Origin of the sequence: Arsenicicoccus cauae, assembly GCF_009707125.1 — a bacterium.
GTDB classification, from domain to species: domain Bacteria; phylum Actinomycetota; class Actinomycetes; order Actinomycetales; family Dermatophilaceae; genus Arsenicicoccus; species Arsenicicoccus cauae.
Map to the genome: position 1 here is coordinate 1 of NZ_WLVL01000002.1, position 18,159 is coordinate 18,159.

Genomic DNA, 18,159 nt, shown 5'->3' on the forward strand with positions numbered 1-18,159 from the left:
CTACCTCTCCGAAGGCTCCATGGCCAAGCTCTACCCAACCCGCGATACTGAGACCGTCGCCCTCGAAAAGAGCGACCGGTAGGCAACGAGCATCACCTCAAAGCCCACCACTCAACGGGGCTCTATCGTATTGCACGGGCCGTCGTCCGCCGCCGAATAGCGTTTTCCCCATGACTCAGACGCGCGCGGAGAAGGACAGCATGGGCACCATCGAGGTGGCCGCGGACAAGTACTGGGGCGCGCAGACCCAGCGCTCGCTCGGCAACTTCGACATCGGTCGCGACACCTTCGTCTGGGGCCGCTCGATGATCCGCGCCCTCGGCATCCTCAAGAAGTCCGCCGCCCTGGCCAACGCCGAGCTCGACGAGCTGCCGCAGGACGTCGCCGACCCCGTGGCGCAGGCGGCCGACGAGGTCATCTCCGGCGACCTCGACGACCACTTCCCGCTCGTCGTCTTCCAGACCGGCTCGGGCACGCAGTCCAACATGAACTCCAACGAGGTCATCTCCAACCGCGCCATCGAGATCGCCGGCGGCGAGATGGGCTCGAAGACCCCGGTCCACCCCAACGACCACGTCAACCGCGGCCAGTCGAGCAACGACACCTTCCCCACCGCGATGCACATCGCGATCGTCCTCGACCTCAATGAGCGCCTCCACCCCTTCGTCACGCAGCTGCGCGAGACCCTGGCCGCCAAGGCCAAGGAGTTCGCCGACATCGTCATGGTCGGCCGGACCCACCTGCAGGACGCCACCCCGGTCACCCTCGGCCAGGTCATCGACGGCTGGGTCGCCCAGATCGACTTCGCCCTCGACGCGGTCAAGCACGCCTCGCAGGCGTAGATCCCTGGTCGCTGACCCGAAAGCCCCCTTGGCCTGAAGAGGCAAGCGCCCGGGCCGGATTCGGCAAGGCGCGGCGTCTCTCGACGCCTACCTTGAGTGCTTGCTCATCCCCAAACCTCAACGAAAAGGAGCAGCTCTGATGGTGGAGTACAAGAACAAGTTCCGGGTGGCGACCACGCAGATCGCGCCTGTCTGGCTCGATGCGCAGGCGACGGTGGACAAGGCCATCGCGTGGGCTGCCGAGGCTGCCGACAACGGTGCCGAGTTGATCGCCTTTCCCGAGGTCTTCGTGCCCGGGTACCCCTACCACCTGTGGGGCAACAGCGCTCTGGCAGGGATGGCGAAGTTCACCATCCCCTATCACCAAAACTCGCTGACCATCGACGGCCCCGAGGTGCAGAGCCTTCAAGCAGCCGCCGCGGAGCACAAGATCGCGATCGTCATGGGGATCAGCGAACGAGCAGGTGCGAGCCTCTACATGACCCAGTTGATCATCGACCCGGACGGGAAGTTGGTTGCCGGGCGGCGCAAGCTCAAGCCAACTCACCTCGAGCGCTCCCTCTTCGGCGAGGGCAATGGGTCAGACCTGGCGGTCTTCGACCTGCCGATGGCCCGAGTTGGCGCGTTGAACTGTTGGGAGCACGTGCAGCCGCTGTCGAAGATGGCGTTGTACTCGCAGCACGAGCAGGTGCACGTCGCGTCCTGGCCGGGGATGAGTCTGTACCAGCCGGAAGTCTTTGCCTTCAGTGTCGAGGCGCAACTGATCGCGACGCGGTCCTATGCCCTCGAAGGCGGCACCTTCGTGCTGTGTTCAACGCAGGTCGTCGATCAGGCCGCGCACGAGACCTTCACTACCACGGACGAGGAGCGCAAGCTGATCGGATCGGGTGGGGGGTTTGGTCGGATCTTTGGGCCTGATGGATCGCAACTATCCGAAGCGCTGCCCGAAGACGCCGAAGGCATCTTGTACGCCGACGTCGACCTGGCGATGATCGCCCTTGCCAAACAGTCCGCAGACCCTGTCGGGCACTACGCGCGCCCGGATGTCTACTCGCTGCATCTCAACACGACGAACACCGCGCCCGCGTACGAGTGGCGCGAGCCGGTCAGGACGGTCAACCTCAACCGTGACGGAGCGCCACTTGCGCCTGCGAAGGAGCGCGGTGAGCCGATGCTCATCGACAGTCCACGCCCGCAGATCGAGGCCGCTGGCAGCGAGTGGCTGGCCGACGAGTCACATGGACAGGATGCCGCTGCGATCGCAGGGAGCCAGTGATGGCAGCTCTCGAGAGGCCGATGCGTCCCACCTTCAGCGTGAGCGCACCTGCCCCTTCCGACATCCGGGACTGCTGAGTCGACAATGTGTGGTGCGGTCATCGTGAGGACTCCTTTCGAGAGTGCTGTGAGAGGTTCGCTCGAAGGATCACGCGGTGGCCGCACCCACGTGCACTACCGGGACCGGCTCGGCGACCGCGCTACACCACTGTCGGGGACTCAACTACGTCCTTACCCAGCGGGCGAAGGCCCACCAGCTCCCCGCCGGTGTCGTCATCCTGGCCGACGGGGACCAGCCCGCCGTGGATCCGGACCCCGGGATCGACCTGTCCGCCCTGACAGGGGCGTGCAGACACAGGAGTCACCAAACCGCTTGACCTGCCCCAGATTGACCTCTGGGGCTCAAGCGCAGTTTCAACTTCACACGAACATCTCGATACCCCCGAATGCAACCACAGCCTCGCGGGGGCACACGCGCACCCTGAGTCACCACAACGCGGCCCTGACCACCCAGTCAGGGCCGCGTTGTGGTGAACGCCCCATCCTCTCGGCATCGTCCGTGCCGTGAAACACGAAACTGAACCGCCCCGGGTCTGGTGGAGGCAGCGATCCACCGAGAAGGTGGATTCATGCCAGCACCGAGGAAGTATCCAGATGAGTTGCGCCAGCGCGGTATGCGCCTGGTGACCGATCTGCTCGAGGACGCTGCCCCGGCGAGCCCGAGCAGCGGCAGCCCCACCGACCGCAGCCCCACGCTCAGCAGCACGGGCGCGGTCAGGTGGATCCGCCGCGACTGCCCCAGCTGCACGCCCAGCTGCAGCAGCACCAGCGGTATGGCGGCGGCCGCGAGCAGCTCGATCCCCCGCATGACGCCGACGGGGACCGTCATACCGGTCAGCCGCACGACCGAGGCGAGCACCAGCGCCCACAGCACGGGCAGGCGCACGAGCGAGCGCAGCCCGGCCCCCAGCCCGTCGTGCGAGCCGTAGAGCACCGGCCCGATGGTGAACATCACGACCACCGAGACGATGAAGATCACGAGGGCCTGGTCCAGCCCGGGCTGGCCCAGTGCCAGCAGCGCCACCGGCAGCCCGAAGTTGCCGTTGTTGCCGATCACCGTGCACGCGACCACGCCCCGCCGGGTGCGCCCCGGCCAGCGAGCCGCGACGCCCCACGCGACGAGCCCCGCGAGCACGTTCGCGGCGACGTAGCCCGCGACCAGCCACACCCCCTGCCCCGGGGACACCTCCGTCTTGACGATCGAGGTGAAGGCCAGCGCTGGGGTCAGCCCGTGCATGCCCACCTTGTTGAGCGTCTGCCGGTCCAGCTCGAAGGACCGCGCCAGGACGTAGCCGACCGCGGCGACGAGCACGACGGGCAGGACGACCTGGACCAGGGCAGCAAGCACCCCGGCAGGCTAGCCAGCCGTGCCGGGGTGCGAGCGGGGCGTCTCAGCGGTAGTTGGTGAACTGCACCGCGAAGTCCAGGTCGGCCTCCTTGACCAGCCGCTGCACGGCCTGCAGGTCGTCGCGGGACTTGGACGTGACGCGCAGCTCGTCGCCCTGGATCTGCGCCTTGACCGACTTGGGTCCCTCGTCGCGGATCAGCTTGGAGATCTTCTTGGCGTTGTCCTGGCTGATGCCGTCGCGCATCGCCCCCTCGAGGCGGTACTCCTTGCCCGAGGGCTTGGCCTCCTTGTCGTCGCCGAAGTCGAAGGACTTGAGCGACACCCCGCGCCGCACCAGCTTGGTCTCGAAGACGTCGAGCACCGCGGCGCACCGCTCGGGGGTGTTGGCCTTGATCAGCACGTTGTCGCCGCTCCACTCGATGGAGGCGCCGACCCCCTTGAAGTCGTAGCGCTGGGCGACCTCCTTGGCCGCCTGGTTGATCGCGTTGTCGACCTCCTGCTTGTCGACCTTGCTGACGATGTCGAACGAGCTGTCCGCCATGGCTCCTCCTTGGGTGGTCTGTTGCCTCGATCTTACGGATTCGGCTTCACCGCTCCTCGTTGCTATGCTTGCCGACGCACCATGGCGGGTTGCCCGAGCGGCCAATGGGAGCGGACTGTAAATCCGTCGCGAAAGCTTCGAAGGTTCGAATCCTTCACCCGCCACCATGCAGTGCAGGGGCCCCGGACCGACCGCCGTCGGACCGGGGCCTTCGTCGTGCTCCTCCCCAGTCCGTCCAGCCTCCCCGGCCTCCCCAGGGTCCCCTCCCCGGTGCCTGGTGCGCTGGGCCATGATGGGCCGTATGCCGATGGCCCCCCGCGCGCCCGCGCCGCTGCCACGCGGCCGGTTGCTGGCCGGGTGGGTGCTGGCGGTGGCGGCGCCGGCGCTGCTGACGGGTCTGCTGCTGCTCGTCGGGGAGACCGACCGGTGGGTCCCGGCGGCGGCGGTGCTCGGGCTGCTGCGCCTCCACCGGAAGTACGCCCGGGAGGCCCAGATCCTCGCCACCCACCCCGTGGCGCAGCCGATGCGCATCGCGCCGACCTCGATCGTCGTGGTGCTGGTCGACACGGTGGACCTCGCCCTGGTGCGGGCGCTGCGCTTCGCCCGCACCCTCAAGCCGGCCCAGCTGCGGTGCGTGCACCTCGTGGTGGACTCAGCGCACGCGGAGCGGCTGCAGCAGGCCTGGGACCAGCTCGAGACCCGGGCCCTGCCGCTGGAGCTCGTCGACTGCCCGGGTCGCCGCCTGGACCGGACCGCGATGGTCTACACGCACCGCCCGGTCGACCGTCACCCCACGGCTCAGGTCACCGTGCTGCTGCCCCGGCGCACCTACGGCGCCGTCCTCGGCCGGCTGCTGCACGACAAGACCGCGGACCGGCTGGCGGCGGCGCCGCCCCGGTCCGCCGGCCGGGGCTGCGGGCGGCGGTCCGGTCCGGTTAGATGCTGGTCAGGACCGAGGAGGCTCGTATGCCGTTCACCGACGCCCCGCTCGCGGGGACCCGGGTCGTGACGCTCGCCGTCAACGTGCCGGGGCCGGTGGCCGCCGCGCGGCTGCGCCGGATGGGGGCGTCCGTGGTCAAGGTGCAGCCGCCGGCGGGCGACCCGCTCGGGGACTACGCCGCCGGCTGGCTCGCCGAGCTGGACGCCGACCTCGAGGTGCGGTCGCTGGACCTGAAGTCCCCCGACGGTCGCGCCGAGCTGGACGAGCTGCTGGCGTCGGCGGACGTACTGCTCACCGCCAGCCGAGGGTCGGCGCTGCGGCGGCTCGGGCTCGGCTGGGAGGAGCTGCACGCGCGGTGCCCCCGGCTCGTGCACGTCGCGATCGTGGGGCACCCCGCGCCCGACGACGATCTTGCCGGGCACGACCTGACCTACCAGGCCGCGGCCGGGCTGCTCACCCCGCCGCAGCTGCCCGCCGTCCTGGTCGCGGACCTCGCCGGTGCCGAGCGCGCGGTCTCCGAGGCGCTCGCCGGGCTGCTGCTGCGCGCGCGGACGGGGGAGGGGAGCCGCCGCGAGGTGGCCTTCGCAGACTGCGCCGCCGAGCTGGCGGCCTCGGTCCGGCACGGCCTCACCGCCCCCGGCGGGCTGCTGGGCGGCGGGTTCGCGGGCTACGGCCTCTACCCCGCGCAGGACGGCCACGTCGCGCTGGCGGCGCTGGAGCCGCACTTCTGGCAGCGGGCGCAGGAGCTGCTGGGCGGCGCCGACCACGACACCATCGCGGCGACGCTGCGCACGCGCACCGCCGCGCAGTGGCAGCGGGCCGCCGAGGAGCACGACGTGCCGCTCGTCGCCGTCGCCGGTGCCCCCGGCAGCAGCGGTCGGGGATCACGGTGACGCGCTACCTCGACGACCTGGGCCTGCCCGTCGTCGTCCGCGGGACGCCGCGCCGGGTCGTCAGCCTCGTGCCGTCGCTCACCGAGGCCGTCGCCTGGAGCGCGCCCGACGTGCTCGTCGGGGCGACCGACTGGTGCACCTACCCCGCCGACCTGGACGTCGTCCGGGTCCGCGGCACCAAGAACCCCGACCTGGACGCGGTCGTCGGGCTGCGCCCCGACCTGGTGGTCGCCGAGGACGAGGAGAACCGCCCGTCGGACCTCGCCGCGCTGCGCGACGCGGGGATCCCCGTGTGGACCACGCAGATCCGCACCGTCGACGGCGCGCTGCGATCGCTGGCCCGCCTGGTCGACGCCCTGGAGGTGCCGCCCCCGAGCTGGCTGGACGACGCCCACGAGGCGTGGGCCGCGCCGACGCGCGTCGACCCCGAGAGGAGGGTGCGCGCCGTCATACCCATCTGGCGTCGTCCTTGGATGTTCCTCGGGCAGGACACCTATGCCGGTGACGTGCTGCGCCGGCTCGGCGTCGACAACGTGCTGCGTGGGCACGAGGGGCGCTACCCGGCCGTGCCGCTGGACGAGCTGCCCGGCGCCGACCTCGCGATCCTGCCGGACGAGCCCTACCGGTTCACCGACGACGACGGGCCCGAGGCCTTCGACCCGCTCCCGAGCGCGCTCGTCGACGGACGTTCCCTCACGTGGTACGGCCCGGCGATGATCGGCGCGCCGGAGCGGCTCGTCCGCCAGCTGCGGGGGCGATGATCGACGCCACGGGCTCTAGGCTGTGGGTCATGTCGAGTCGGCCCTTCGAGTTCGAGTCCACCCCCACGGGCACCAAGGTCCGGGTCCGCGTCCGCGGCAACGACGTCCTGGCCATCCCGCTCATCAACCGCGGCACCGCCTTCACCAAGGCGCAGCGGGACTCGCTGCGGCTCAACGGCCTCATGCCGAGCGGCATCGTGTCCATCGAGGGGCAGATCTCCCGCGTCTACCAGCAGTTCCTCGAGCAGCCGGACGCGCTGTCCAAGAACGTCTACCTGTCGGCGATGCGCGACCGCAACGAGGTGCTGTTCTACCGCCTGCTCGCCGAGCACCTCGAGGAGATGCTGCCGATCGTCTACACCCCGACGATCGGCGAGGCGATCCAGCGCTACTCCCACTGGTACTCCCGCCCTCGCGGGGTCTTCCTGTCGATCGACGACCCGGACGGCATCGAGAACGCCTTCCTCAACTACGGCCTCGAGCCCGAGGACGTCGACCTCGTGGTCGCGACGGACTCCGAGGGCATCCTCGGCATCGGGGACCAGGGTGTGGGCGGCGTGCAGATCGCCATCGGCAAGCTCTCTGTCTACACCGCCGCCGCCGGCATCCACCCGCGCCGGGCCATCCCGGTGGTCCTCGACGTCGGGACGGACAACCTCGCCCTGCTCAACGACGAGCTCTACCTCGGCGTGCGGCACGCACGAGTGCGCGGCGAGCGCTACGACGCCTTCATCGACACGTTCGTCGAGGTCACGACCCGGTTGTACCCCAAGGCCATGCTGCACTGGGAGGACTTCGGGGCGAGCAACGCCCACCGCATCCTCGACAGGTACCGCAACGACATCTGCACCTTCAACGACGACGTGCAGGGCACCGCCGCCGTCGTGGCCGCCGCCGCCCTCGCCGGCGTCAAGGCCACGGGCGAGCGGATGAGCGACCAGCGCATCGTCGTGCACGGCGCCGGCACGGCCGGCGTCGGCATCGCCAACCTGCTGCGCGACATCATGATCCGCGAGGGTTCCTCGCCGGAGGAGGCCAACGCAAGGTTCTGGTGCCTGGGCTCGCGCGGCCTGATCACCGAGGCGCTCGGTGACCGCGTCCGGCCGTTCCAGAAGCCCTATGCCCGCACCGACGCCGACGTGCAGGGCTGGCGCCTGGACGTGGAGGGCCGGATCGGCCTGGCCGACGTCGTCCGCAACACCCACCCCACGATCCTCATCGGCACGTCCGGCCAGCCGGGCACCTTCACCGAGGCGATCGTCCGCGACATGGCGGCGCACACCCGCAACCCGATCATCATGCCGCTGTCCAACCCGACCAGCCTGTCCGAGGGCGTCCCGGAGCGCATCGTCGACTGGACCCACGGCAAGGCCATGATCGCCACCGGGTCGCCGTTCGCCCCCGTGACCTTCCACCAGCGCACCTACGAGATCGCCCAGGCCAACAACGCGCTCGTGTTCCCCGGTCTCGGCCTCGGTGTCGCCGTCTGCGGCGCCTCCAGGGTTTCCGACGGCATGATCGCGGCGGCGTCCGAGGCCATCGCGGGCATCAGCCAGGTGACCAGACCCGAGATGCCGCTGCTGCCGTCGATCAGGCAGCTGCGCTACGTGTCGGCGACGGTGGCGCTCGCGGTGGTGCGGGCCGCGCAGGAGGAGGGGCTGGCGACGGTCGAGGTCGACGAGCCGGTGCAGGCGGTCTACCAGCGCATGTGGCACCCGGTCTATCCCGACCTCGAGGTGGTCTGAGCGGCGCGGGTCCGGCAGCGCCGGGGACGCGACCCGGGTGAGCTCGCGCCGTCGGGGAATGCCGCGCCGTGACAAATGCTTATAGTGAGCACAATCGCGCCATCGCTGTCCACCCCCGCAGGAGCCCACCATGCCCGCCACCTCGACCGGACCGCTCGGTGCCACCGGCGTCGACCGCCACCTGACGCGCACGGAGCGGCTCGACCGCCTGCCGTTCACGAGCAAGCACCGGCGCCTGCTGGCGGGCTCCGGGGTCGGATGGGCCCTCGACGCGATGGACGTGGGCCTGATCTCCTTCGTCCTGACCGCGCTGGCCCGCCAGTGGCACCTGTCGCCGACCGAGGTGTCCTGGATCGCGTCGATCGGGTCCCTCGGCATGGCCGTCGGAGCCACGCTCGGCGGCCTGCTCGCCGACCGGATCGGCCGCCGCCAGGTGTTCGCGCTGACCCTGCTCGTCTACGGCCTCGCCACGGGGGCGTCGGCGCTCGCTGGCAGCGTGGCCGTGCTCATGGCGCTGCGCTTCGTCGTCGGGCTGGGCCTCGGGTCCGAGCTGCCCGTCGCGTCCACGCTGATCAGCGAGTACTCCCCGGCGCACATCCGCGGCCGCGTCGTCGTCGGCCTCGAGTCCTTCTGGGCCCTCGGGTGGATCCTCGCGGCGCTCATCGGCTACTTCGTCATCCCGACCAGCGCCGACGGGTGGCGCTGGGCCATGGCCCTGGGCGTCGTCCCGGCGCTCTACGCGCTGGTCGTGCGGGCCACCCTGCCCGAGTCGGTCCGCTTCCTCGAGTCCAAGGGCCGGTATGCCGAGGCGGAGTCCGCGGTCCGCAGCTTCGAGGAGCCGGCGGGGGTCCCCGCCCCGGACACCGCTGTCGATGGCCCCGTCGCGCCCTCCGTCGATGCCCCCGTCGCGCCGAGCGGCCCGGTTCCCGGCCTGTGGAGCGCGCGCTACCGGGTGCGCACGGCGGCGCTGTGGGCGGTCTGGTTCTGCGTGAACTTCTCCTACTACGGCGCGTTCATCTGGCTGCCGTCACTGCTGTTCGCGCAGGGCTTCGACATGGTCAAGTCCTTCGAGTACACCCTGTGGATCACCATCGCCCAGCTCCCCGGCTACGCCGTCTCGGCCTGGCTCATCGAGAAGTGGGGGCGCCGGGCCACCCTCACCACCTTCCTGGTCGGGTCGGCGTGCGCGGCCGGGGCGTTCGGGATGGCCTCCTCGGTGCCAGCCATCCTTGCGGCAGGCTGCGCGCTGAGCTTCTTCAACCTCGGCGCGTGGGGTGCGCTGTATGCCGTCACCCCCGAGATCTACCCCACCGTCATGCGCGGGACCGGCTCCGGGGCGGCGGCGGGCTTCGGCCGCATCGCCTCGATCCTCGCGCCGCTGGCGGTGCCGCCGCTCAAGGCGGGCGGGGGCACGGGCCTGGTGTTCACCACCTTCGCCGTCGCGTTCGCGATCGCGGCGCTGTCGGCCCTCGGCCTGCCCGAGCTGCGCGGCAAGGACCTCGAGGAGCTCTGACCTACCTCAGGGAGATGCTCACAGGGGCACACCGATCTGCCGCCGCACCTCGTCGAGCAGCCCCATGATGGCGACCGTCTCGTCGAGCGGCAGCAGCTCCGACTCCCGGCGCCCCTCGGCGACCAGCCGCGCGAGGTAGGCCGCCTCATAGCACAGCCCCCGGTGGCCACGCACCACCGGCTCCGGCCCCTCGACCACCTCGCCGTCCCGGGACACGAGCCGGACCCGGCCGGGCTGGTAGAAGTCGCCGTCCAGCTCGACCCGGGCCAGCGACCCCGAGATCGACGCGGTGGTGGGGGTCTTGGCGGCCAGCGTGGTCGTCAGCACCGCGTGCGCCCGGGGCGCCGCCGGGAAGTCCGACAGGATCATCGACGCCTGTGCCTCCACCCCGGTGAAGGCCGTCGTGCCGACGGCGGTGACGCGCTGCGGCATACCGAGCACGCCGCAGGCGAAGGACACCGGGTAGATGCCGAGGTCGAGCAGCGACCCGCCCGCCAGCTCCGGGGCGTACAGCCGGAAGGACCGGTCCTCGGCGAACCACTGCCCGTGGTCGGCGAGGACCGTCTCGATCTCGCCCAGCACCCCGTCGGCGACGAGCCGCCGGATGACATCGCTCTGCGGCAGGTAGCGCGTCCACATCGCCTCCATGCAGGTCACGTCGGCGGCGCGCGCGGCGTCGACGACCTCCTGCGCCTCGGCGGCGGTGCGGGCGAAGGCCTTCTCGACCAGCACGTGCTTGCCGGCGGCGACGGCCAGCAGCGCGTGCTCGTGGTGCTCGCTGTGCGGCGACGCCACATAGACCGCGTCGACCTGGGGATCCGCGACGAGCTCTGCATACGAGCCGTATGCCTTCGCGCCCCCCACCTCGCGGGCATAGGCCTCGGCGCGGTCCAGGGAGCGCGACCCCACCGCCACCACGCGGCCGCGCGTGTGCGTGTGCAGCCCGTCGGCGAACGCCCGCGCGATGCCGCCCGGCCCGATCACGCCCCAGCGCAGCGGCGGGGCGTCGCGCGGGTCGGGGACGCGGCTGTCGGGCAGGGTGGTGGGGAGGGGGCCGGGGAGGTCGCTCACCCGGTCGAGCCTAGGGGAGGATGGGCAGGTGCCCCAGTCCTACCTGACCGTCGCGTCGCCGGTCGACGTCGAGATCGAGGTGCGGCGCTCGCGGTTCCTGGCACGGCTGGAGCCTGCGGCGGACGAGGCGGCGGCGCGCCTGGTCGTCGAGCAGGCGCGCAAGGCGCACTGGGACGCGCGGCACCACTGCTCGGCGTTCGTGCTGGGCCCGGACGCGATGACCGAGCGGTCGTCCGACGACGGGGAGCCGGCGGGGACGGCCGGGGCGCCGATGCTGGAGGTGCTGCGCGGCCGCGGGCTGAGCGATGTCGTGTGCGTGGTGACGCGATGGTTCGGCGGGACCCTGCTCGGGACGGGTGGCCTGATCCGGGCGTATGGCGACAGCGTGCGCGCCGCCTGCGACGCGGCCACGGTGGTGGAGCGCCGTCTGGTGCAGCGCTTCTCGCTGGAGGTCGAGCACGCGGACGCCGGACGCGTCGAGGCGGCCCTGCGCGCTCGCGGGGTGCACGTCGCGGGGACGGACTATGCGGCGCGTGCGGTGCTGCGCCTCGACGTGGCGCCGCCGCAGCGGGAGGACCTCGCTGCGCTGGTGGCCGAGCTCACCGGGGGAGCCGGGCAGCTGCTCGACGGCCCCACCCGCTGGCACCCCTAGCGGGGGAGCGGGGAAGCGTCATGACCGGTCCGCTCGTCGACCGGACGGCGACACCGTCCGGTCGTTCGTGCTCGGGCTCCTGGCACGCCAGGGTCGACGGGCCCGCAGCCAGCAGGCCAGCAGCGGCGCCAGCGCCAGGATGGCGAGCAGCCTCGCGAGCTGCACCGCAAAGACGTAGGTCGGCTCCGCCCCGCTGTCCGTCGCCGTCGCGAGCACGGCGAAGAGGCCGCCGGGCGTCGTCGCGAGATAGGTCGTCAGCGGGTCGACGCCCGTCACCCGTGACAGCACCCAGCCGAGCAGGCCGCACAGGACCAGCAGGGCCGCGACGAGGACCAGCCCGGCGGGCAGCAGGCGACCGATGGCCCGCACGCTGTCGCGCGTGAACTTCACCCCGACCTGCAGGCCGATCGCCAGCATGGCCAGGGCCACGAGCACCGTCGGGGTCCGCGTGGGGCCGAGCCCGCCCCACAGCGTCAGCCCCCCGGCCACGGCGAGCGGGCCGATCAGCGTGAACGTCGACACGGGCACCAGTCGCGCCACCAGCAGCCCCGCCCCGACGGACACGGCGACGAAGGCCAGCGACGTGAGCCACCCGCCACAGGACCCGTCGGCGCCACCGGCACCGCTTGCGGCCCCCGCGCCCTGCCCCGTCTGCGGGTGGAACACCAGCCCCACCACGAGGGGCAGAGTCACCAGCACGAGCAGCACGCGGAGGTACTGCAGGATCGACACGACCCGTGCGTCCGCCCCCAGCTCCTCGGCGACGGACGTGATGCCGGACGCCCCGCCCGCCGCCATGGAGAACAGGCCGGTGGCCAAGGAGATCGGGTGCAGACGCGCCAGGATGACGCCCCCCAGCAGGCTCAGAAGCAGCGTCGCCACGGTGACTACCACCACGGACGGCCAGTCGGCGGCGATCTGGCGCAGCGCGGACAGGGTCACCGTCTCGCCGATGGTCACCCCGACGAGGGCCTGGGCGAGCACCACGCTCCAGCGCGGCAGTCGAGGTGCCTGCGGTGACCCGAGCGCCAGCACCGCCCCGGCCGTCAACCCGGCGAACAGCGACGGCGACGGCAGGTGCAGGAGCGCGAGCCCCACCCAGACGACGACACCCACGGCGAGGCCCCTTGCGAGCGAGCGCGCGGGTGGGGAGGTCACCCCAGCACCCTAGGTCCGGCTCGCCCTCAGGTGCGTCGCCGCCTCAAGACTCGACCATCACCCGGCCTGCCCACCACCTCCTGAACGCCGTTCAGGTACGCTTCGCCCCATGTCCTCCGCCGCCAGCACCACCTCGCCCGCCCAGCGGCGCGGCCTCACCGCCCGCGACCTCGCCCTCGTCGCGGCGTTCTGCGCCCTGATCGTCGCCCTGGTCCCCGTCAAGGTGCCGGTCGGCGGCGCCGCCCCCATCGTCCTGCAGAACCTCGGCATCATGCTCGCCGGCGCCGTGCTCGGCGCGCGCCGCGGGTTCCTGGCCGTCCTGCTCTTCGTCGTCCTGGCGCTCGCTGGGCTGCCGGTCCTCGCCAGCGGCGTGCGTGGCCTCGCGATCCTCACCGGCCCCACCGTCGGCTTCGCCCTGGGCTACCCGCTCGTGGCGCTGGTCATCGGGCTGATCGTCCAGCGCTTCCTGCCCCGCCTGCACGTCGCGGCCGCGATCGGCGCGTGCCTCGTCGGCGGGATCCTCGTGTCCTACGCGCTGGGGATCCCCGGCATGGCGTGGCGCTCGGCCAAGCTCGACCTCGCCGGCGCGGCGGCCTTCTCGGCGACCTTCCTGCCCGGCGACGTGGTCAAGGCGGTCGTCGCGGGCGTCGTCGCCACCGCCGTCCACAAGGCGCTGCCGGACCTCGTGCCGGTCCGTCGCCGCTGACGGCCGCCCCGAGAGCCAGCAGGCGTCCGGCATACGGCCCACGACCCAGCACGCCCATGCCCACCATCCGCATCGAGGACGTCGCCCATGCCTATGGGGATCGTCGCGTCCTCGAGCACGTCGACCTGACCCTCACGGAGCCGCGCATCGGCATCGTCGGCGCCAACGGGTCCGGCAAGTCGACCCTCGCCCGCATGCTCAACGGCCTCGTGGAGCCCACCCGGGGTCGAGTCACGGTGGACGGTCTCGACGCCGCGCGCGACGGGGCAGCGGTGCGGCGCAAGGTCGGCTTCGTCTTCCCCGACCCCGAGGCGCAGATCGTCATGCCGACGGTGCGTGAGGACGTGGAGTTCTCGCTGCGCCGTCGTCGCGACCTGAGTCCCGACGACAAGCGGCTGCTCGTCGACGAGGTGCTCGGGCGCTACTCCCTCGCGGATCACGCCGACCACCCCGCCCACCAGCTCTCCTCGGGTCAGAAGCAGCTCCTCGCCATCGCCGCGATCCTCGTCACCCGCCCCGACGTGCTGGTCTGCGACGAGCCCACCACCCTGCTCGACCTGCGCCACGCGCACCAGGTCTCGCGGCTGCTCGACACCCTGGACCAGCAGGTCGTGCTCGTCACCCACCACCTGTGGTTGCTCGAGGGGTGGGAGCGGGTCGTGTGCATCGACGAGGGTCGGGTCGCGGCGGACGGGCCGGCCGACGAGGTGGTCCCGTTCTACCGCCGGCTGATGGGGGTCTGAGGTGCTCACCGGCGCGTATGCCGAGGGCCGCTCCGTCCTGCACCGCCTCCCCGTGCCCTGGAAGCTGCTCGCGCTCGCGGTCTTCCTCGTGCCGGTGTCGCTCGTCCAGCGTCCCTGGATGACGGCCGCTTCGGCGCTGGTCGTCCTGAGTGCCTACGTCCTGTGCCGGGTCTCGCTCGGCCTGGCCTGGGGCGAGGTGCGGCCGCTGCGGTGGTTCCTGCTGGTGATGGCGCCGTTCCAGTGGTGGAGCGGCGGGTGGGAGGCCGTCGTGGTCGCCCTCGGCGGCATGGTCGTGGCGGTGGCGGCGGCCGGCCTGGTCACCCTCACGACGCGCGTGTCCGCGATGCTGGACGGGGTGCAGCGCCTCGCTCAGCCGCTGCGGCACGTGGGCGTCTCGCCGGAGCGTGTGGCCCTGACCGTCAGCCTGACGCTTCGCAGCATCCCCGTCGTGGGCCAGCTCCTGCAGCAGACGCTGGACGCGCGGCGGGCCCGCGGCCTGGACCGGTCCGTGCGCGCGGTGGCCACGCCCCTGGTCATCCGCACGGTCCGGCACGCCGAACGCGTCGGTGACGCCCTCGCTGCCCGCGGCGTCGACGACTGATCGCCGCAGCGGCCCCGGGGGTCGGCCCACCCGGGGCGCCCTCGATAGGGTGGAGGTCGCAGAGTCGCGACCGTCATGACCCTCATCCCGCTATCGCAGGAGGACCCTCCCGATGACCATCAAGCGCGTTGCCATGCTGACCGCCGGCGGCTACGCCCCCTGCCTGTCCGCCGCCGTCGGCGACCTGATCGAGCGCTACACCGAGGTCCTGCCGGACGTCGAGCTCATCGGCTACCGCCACGGCTACCACGGCGTGCTGACCGGCAGCTACACGGTCTTCGACGAGGAGACCCGCACGAACGCCGGGGTGCTGCGGGGCTTCGGCGGCAGCCCCATCGGCAACTCCCGCGTCAAGCTCACCAACGCCAAGAACCTCGTCGAGCGCGGTCTGGTCCAGGAGGGCGACAACCCCCTCGAGGTCGCGGCCAACCGCCTCAAGGAGGACGGCGTTGACGTGCTGCACACCATTGGCGGCGACGACACCAACACCACGGCGGCGGACCTCGCGGCCTACCTGCACGAGCAGGGCTACGAGCTGACCGTGGTGGGCCTGCCCAAGACGATCGACAACGACATCGTCCCCATCCGTCAGTCGCTGGGTGCGCAGACGGCGGCCGAGCAGGCCTCGATCTTCGCGCGCAACATCATCGCCGAGCACGGCTCCAACCCGCGCATGCTGATCGTGCACGAGGTCATGGGCCGCAACTGCGGCTGGCTGACGGCGGCGGCGGCGCGCGACTACATGACCTGGCACGGGCAGCAGACCTGGCTGCCGCAGGCCGGCCTCACGCCCGAGCGCTGGGCGATCCACGGCATCTACGTCCCCGAGGTGCACATCGACCTCGACGCGGAGGCGGCCCGCCTCAAGCAGGTGATGGACGAGATCGGCTGCGTCAACATCTTCCTGTCCGAGGGCGCCGGCGTCGACGACATCGTCCAGCAGCTCGAGGCGTCCGGCCAGGAGGTCGCCCGCGACCCCTTCGGCCACGTCAAGCTCGACACGATCAACCCGGGCAGCTACTTCGCCAAGGAGTTCGGCGCCAAGATCGAGGCCGAGAAGACCATGGTCCAGAAGTCCGGCTACTTCTCCCGCTCCGCCGCCGCCAACGACACCGACCTCGCGCTGATCAAGCAGATGTGCGACGTGGCGGTCGACGCGGCCCGGGCCGGCACGCCCGGCGTCGTGGGGCACGACGAGGAGCGCGGCGACGAGCTGCGGGTCATCGAGTTCCCGCGCATCGCGGGGCACAAGGCCTTCGACGCCTCGCAGGACTGGTTCCAGGACCTGCTGCGTCAGGTCGGCCAGGCCTGACCTCGGCCGTATGCCGGCGGTTGCCGCCGCGACACCCGGCGCCTCGCCACGCTGACGCCCTCTCGCGGGATATCGCGAGAGGGCGTCGGCATGCGTGCGTCCGACTCTCGCGAGCTGCGAGCTCACGTCATGTCGCCCGGGGGCCCCGGCAACCGTGGCCGAGCCAGTGGCTCCGAGGACTCCTCACCCTGACCACCGGCTGACGTCTGGCCGGCCCGCCATACGGCAGACTGGCTGCCATGCCTGACCAGGACTTCCGCCGCCCCGTCATCCTGACCGTCTGCGGCGAGCACGCCGAGGACATCGAGCGCGAGATGGCGGCGCGCTACGGGACCGACTACGACCTCGTCGTCACGAGCGGGCTGGACGAGGCGCTCGACGTGGCGCAGGGATTCGTGGCCCGGCAGCGGCCGGTGGCCCTCGTCGCCGCGGAGGTGGAGCTGCCGGACAGCACCGCGCTGCTGGCACTGCGCGTGCTGCACCAGGCGCTCCCCACCGCCAAGCGTCTCGTCCTGCTCGTCGGGCAGGAGGCCACCCAGCACTTCCCGTCGCTGCGGGAGGCCCAGCAGCGGGGGAGCATCGACACCTACCTCATGCTGCCTCGCGGCCCCCGCGACGAGGAGTTCCACGCCGCCGTCATCGACCTGCTGTCGGACTGGGGTGCGACGGTTGCGACGCCCGAGGTGGCGATGCTCACGATCGTGTGCGAGTCCAACTGCCCTCGCGCGGCAGGGATCCGGGACTTCCTCGACCGGATGGGCATGCCGTGCCGCTCCGTCGTCGACACCTCCGAGGAGGGGCGGGCGATCCTCGACGGCCTCGTCCGCGAGGGCCACCAGGATCCTGTCCTCCCGGTCATCGTCGGCGACGGCCGCGACACCATCGTCGACGCCACCATCGCGGACGTGGGGCGGGCCCTCTACGGCGGGTTCGACTCGCTGGGTGAGGGATTCGTGGCGGACTTGGCCGTGATCGGTGCGGGGCCCGCGGGCCTGGCGGCGGCCGTGTACGGCGCCAGCGAGGGCCTCACGACCGTGGTCGTGGAGGCGGACGCCATCGGCGGGCAGGCGGGCAGCAGCTCGATGATCCGCAACTACCTCGGCTTCCCGCGAGGGATCTCGGGGATGCGTCTGACGCAGCGGGCACGCATGCAGGCCAGCAGGTTCGGGGCACGGTTCTTCGCGGGCGCGCAGGTGGTCGGCCTCGAGCCGGGACGCGTCCACGGCGTCGTGCTTCGCCCCGGCGGGCTGCACCGCATCATGGTGGCCGACGGCGCGGTCCTCGAGGCCCGCGCCGTGGTGATCGCGACGGGGGTCACCTACCGCCGGCTCGGCGTCGAGCCGCTGGAAAGGTTGGTCGGTCGCGGCGTGCACTACGGCGCGGCCGCGTCCTCGGCCCGCGACGTCGCCGGCCAGGACGTCTACGTCGTCGGAGGCGGCAACTCCGCCGGGCAGGCCGCCGTGCACCTGAGCCGGTTCGCGCGCTCGGTGACCATCGTCATCCGGCGCGACGACCTGCGAACCACCATGAGCGACTACCTGATCCGTGAGCTAGCCGGCAACCGGAGGATCACCGTGCTGCCGCGCACCGAGGTCGTCGACGGTGGCGGGGACCCTCGCCTGTCCTGGCTGGCGCTGCGCGACCGGGCCACGGGGGAGGAGCGGCGGGTCGTCGCCGCCGGGCTCTACCTGCTGCTCGGCGCGCAGCCGCACTGCGCATGGCTCCCCTCCAAGATCTCTCTCGACGAGCGCGGCTTCGTGCTCACCGGGGCGGACACGGAGGAGGCCTGCTGGTCCGCCGGTCGCCCCCCGGCGTCCCTGGCCACCAACATCCCCGGGGTGTTCGCGGTGGGAGACGTGCGCTCCGGATCCATGAAGCGGGTGGCCTCGGCGTCCGGCGAGGGGGCTGCGGTCGTGGAGCTCGTCCACGCCTACCTCGACGAGCGCGCCCACCGCGCCCAGCCGTAGGCCGGGCGCGCTGCCACGGTCGCGTCGGCAT

The 18,159-nt window shown here is 71.9% G+C and carries 16 protein-coding genes, 1 tRNA gene and 1 pseudogene; 14 read left to right on the forward strand and 4 right to left on the reverse strand.

The window, feature by feature from the left end:
* Nucleotides 1–170 precede the first annotated feature (170 nt).
* Nucleotides 171–836 (forward strand): annotated as a pseudogene (locus GGG17_RS00010) (lyase family protein); the annotation flags it as partial.
* Nucleotides 837–981: 145 nt separating this feature from the next.
* Nucleotides 982–2,118 carry a carbon-nitrogen hydrolase family protein gene (locus tag GGG17_RS00015; RefSeq protein WP_154591789.1) on the forward strand — a complete coding sequence of 379 codons (1,137 nt, stop codon included), beginning with the start codon at nucleotides 982–984 and terminating at the stop codon, nucleotides 2,116–2,118.
* Nucleotides 2,119–2,631: 513 nt separating this feature from the next.
* On the opposite strand, the gene GGG17_RS00020 is transcribed toward GGG17_RS00015, so the two are convergent.
* A complete protein-coding gene (locus tag GGG17_RS00020) occupies nucleotides 2,632–3,525 on the reverse strand; it encodes an AEC family transporter (protein WP_154591790.1) in 894 nt (297 codons plus the stop codon).
* 43 nt (nucleotides 3,526–3,568) lie between these two features.
* Nucleotides 3,569–4,066 (reverse strand): YajQ family cyclic di-GMP-binding protein, encoded by a 498-nt coding sequence (locus GGG17_RS00025; RefSeq protein ID WP_154591791.1) that lies wholly within the window; start codon nucleotides 4,064–4,066, stop codon nucleotides 3,569–3,571.
* Nucleotides 4,067–4,149: 83 nt separating this feature from the next.
* On the opposite strand from GGG17_RS00025, the gene GGG17_RS00030 reads away from it, so the two are divergent.
* The 6 genes from GGG17_RS00030 to GGG17_RS00055 all read left to right on the forward strand — a co-directional run bounded on the left by GGG17_RS00030 (nucleotide 4,150) and on the right by GGG17_RS00055 (nucleotide 9,918).
* Nucleotides 4,150–4,233, forward strand: a tRNA-Tyr gene (locus tag GGG17_RS00030).
* 134 nt (nucleotides 4,234–4,367) lie between these two features.
* Nucleotides 4,368–5,075 carry a hypothetical protein gene (locus GGG17_RS00035; RefSeq protein WP_154591792.1) on the forward strand — a complete coding sequence of 236 codons (708 nt, stop codon included), beginning with the start codon at nucleotides 4,368–4,370 and terminating at the stop codon, nucleotides 5,073–5,075.
* Nucleotides 5,033–5,899 (forward strand): CoA transferase, encoded by an 867-nt coding sequence (locus GGG17_RS00040; protein ID WP_154591793.1) that lies wholly within the window; start codon nucleotides 5,033–5,035, stop codon nucleotides 5,897–5,899. Before GGG17_RS00035 ends, GGG17_RS00040 begins: the two co-directional genes overlap by 43 nt.
* Complete coding sequence (locus GGG17_RS00045) at nucleotides 5,896–6,660, forward strand: helical backbone metal receptor (RefSeq protein WP_311966312.1); 765 nt, start codon at nucleotides 5,896–5,898, stop codon at nucleotides 6,658–6,660. The genes GGG17_RS00040 and GGG17_RS00045 overlap by 4 nt, the downstream gene beginning before the upstream one ends.
* Before the next feature lie 29 nt (nucleotides 6,661–6,689).
* The gene (locus tag GGG17_RS00050) at nucleotides 6,690–8,405 is read left to right on the forward strand and encodes an NAD-dependent malic enzyme (protein ID WP_154591794.1); all 1,716 of its coding nucleotides are present in this window, start codon (nucleotides 6,690–6,692) and stop codon (nucleotides 8,403–8,405) included.
* A 130-nt stretch (nucleotides 8,406–8,535) separates the two neighbouring features.
* Nucleotides 8,536–9,918, forward strand: coding sequence for an MFS transporter (locus GGG17_RS00055; protein ID WP_154591795.1), 1,383 nt, complete (start codon nucleotides 8,536–8,538; stop codon nucleotides 9,916–9,918).
* 18 nt (nucleotides 9,919–9,936) lie between these two features.
* On the opposite strand, the gene GGG17_RS00060 is transcribed toward GGG17_RS00055, so the two are convergent.
* Nucleotides 9,937–10,989: a Gfo/Idh/MocA family oxidoreductase gene (locus GGG17_RS00060; RefSeq protein ID WP_288798967.1), complete on the reverse strand. Its 1,053-nt coding sequence runs from the start codon at nucleotides 10,987–10,989 to the stop codon at nucleotides 9,937–9,939.
* A 28-nt stretch (nucleotides 10,990–11,017) separates the two neighbouring features.
* Here GGG17_RS00060 and GGG17_RS00065 point away from each other — a divergent pair, with 28 nt between their 5' ends.
* On the forward strand, nucleotides 11,018–11,641 hold the full coding sequence (locus tag GGG17_RS00065; protein ID WP_288798966.1) for a YigZ family protein: 624 nt from the start codon (nucleotides 11,018–11,020) through the stop codon (nucleotides 11,639–11,641).
* Between the two features lie 18 nt (nucleotides 11,642–11,659).
* Here GGG17_RS00065 and GGG17_RS17015 read toward each other — a convergent pair whose 3' ends face one another.
* On the reverse strand, nucleotides 11,660–12,799 hold the full coding sequence (locus GGG17_RS17015; protein ID WP_311966313.1) for an AbrB family protein: 1,140 nt from the start codon (nucleotides 12,797–12,799) through the stop codon (nucleotides 11,660–11,662).
* 109 nt (nucleotides 12,800–12,908) lie between these two features.
* Here GGG17_RS17015 and GGG17_RS00075 point away from each other — a divergent pair, with 109 nt between their 5' ends.
* The 5 genes from GGG17_RS00075 (at nucleotide 12,909) to GGG17_RS00095 (ending at nucleotide 18,128) form a co-directional block, all read left to right on the forward strand.
* Nucleotides 12,909–13,505: a biotin transporter BioY gene (locus GGG17_RS00075; protein WP_154591797.1), complete on the forward strand. Its 597-nt coding sequence runs from the start codon at nucleotides 12,909–12,911 to the stop codon at nucleotides 13,503–13,505.
* 56 nt (nucleotides 13,506–13,561) lie between these two features.
* Nucleotides 13,562–14,248, forward strand: coding sequence for an energy-coupling factor ABC transporter ATP-binding protein (locus tag GGG17_RS00080; RefSeq protein ID WP_154591798.1), 687 nt, complete (start codon nucleotides 13,562–13,564; stop codon nucleotides 14,246–14,248).
* Between the two features lies 1 nt (nucleotide 14,249).
* Entirely contained in the window at nucleotides 14,250–14,849 is a 600-nt protein-coding gene (locus tag GGG17_RS00085) for an energy-coupling factor transporter transmembrane component T family protein (RefSeq protein ID WP_288799362.1), read from the forward strand.
* A gap of 112 nt (nucleotides 14,850–14,961) precedes the next feature.
* On the forward strand, nucleotides 14,962–16,161 hold the full coding sequence (locus tag GGG17_RS00090) for a pyrophosphate--fructose-6-phosphate 1-phosphotransferase (protein WP_154591799.1): 1,200 nt from the start codon (nucleotides 14,962–14,964) through the stop codon (nucleotides 16,159–16,161).
* 239 nt (nucleotides 16,162–16,400) lie between these two features.
* On the forward strand, nucleotides 16,401–18,128 hold the full coding sequence (locus GGG17_RS00095; protein WP_154591800.1) for an NAD(P)/FAD-dependent oxidoreductase: 1,728 nt from the start codon (nucleotides 16,401–16,403) through the stop codon (nucleotides 18,126–18,128).
* Nucleotides 18,129–18,159 lie beyond the last annotated feature (31 nt).

What these genes read in the sequence shown, in the direction of transcription:
- GGG17_RS00015 (WP_154591789.1), top strand. Translation starts at nt 982, where the DNA reads ATGGTGGAGTACAAGAACAAGTTCCGGGTGGCGACCACGCAGATCGCG.
- GGG17_RS00025 (WP_154591791.1), bottom strand. Translation starts at nt 4,066, where the DNA reads ATGGCGGACAGCTCGTTCGACATCGTCAGCAAGGTCGACAAGCAGGAG.
- GGG17_RS00035 (WP_154591792.1), top strand. Translation starts at nt 4,368, where the DNA reads ATGCCGATGGCCCCCCGCGCGCCCGCGCCGCTGCCACGCGGCCGGTTG.
- GGG17_RS00040 (WP_154591793.1), top strand. Translation starts at nt 5,033, where the DNA reads ATGCCGTTCACCGACGCCCCGCTCGCGGGGACCCGGGTCGTGACGCTC.
- GGG17_RS00050 (WP_154591794.1), top strand. Translation starts at nt 6,690, where the DNA reads ATGTCGAGTCGGCCCTTCGAGTTCGAGTCCACCCCCACGGGCACCAAG.
- GGG17_RS00055 (WP_154591795.1), top strand. Translation starts at nt 8,536, where the DNA reads ATGCCCGCCACCTCGACCGGACCGCTCGGTGCCACCGGCGTCGACCGC.
- GGG17_RS00075 (WP_154591797.1), top strand. Translation starts at nt 12,909, where the DNA reads ATGTCCTCCGCCGCCAGCACCACCTCGCCCGCCCAGCGGCGCGGCCTC.
- GGG17_RS00080 (WP_154591798.1), top strand. Translation starts at nt 13,562, where the DNA reads ATGCCCACCATCCGCATCGAGGACGTCGCCCATGCCTATGGGGATCGT.
- GGG17_RS00090 (WP_154591799.1), top strand. Translation starts at nt 14,962, where the DNA reads ATGACCATCAAGCGCGTTGCCATGCTGACCGCCGGCGGCTACGCCCCC.
- GGG17_RS00095 (WP_154591800.1), top strand. Translation starts at nt 16,401, where the DNA reads ATGCCTGACCAGGACTTCCGCCGCCCCGTCATCCTGACCGTCTGCGGC.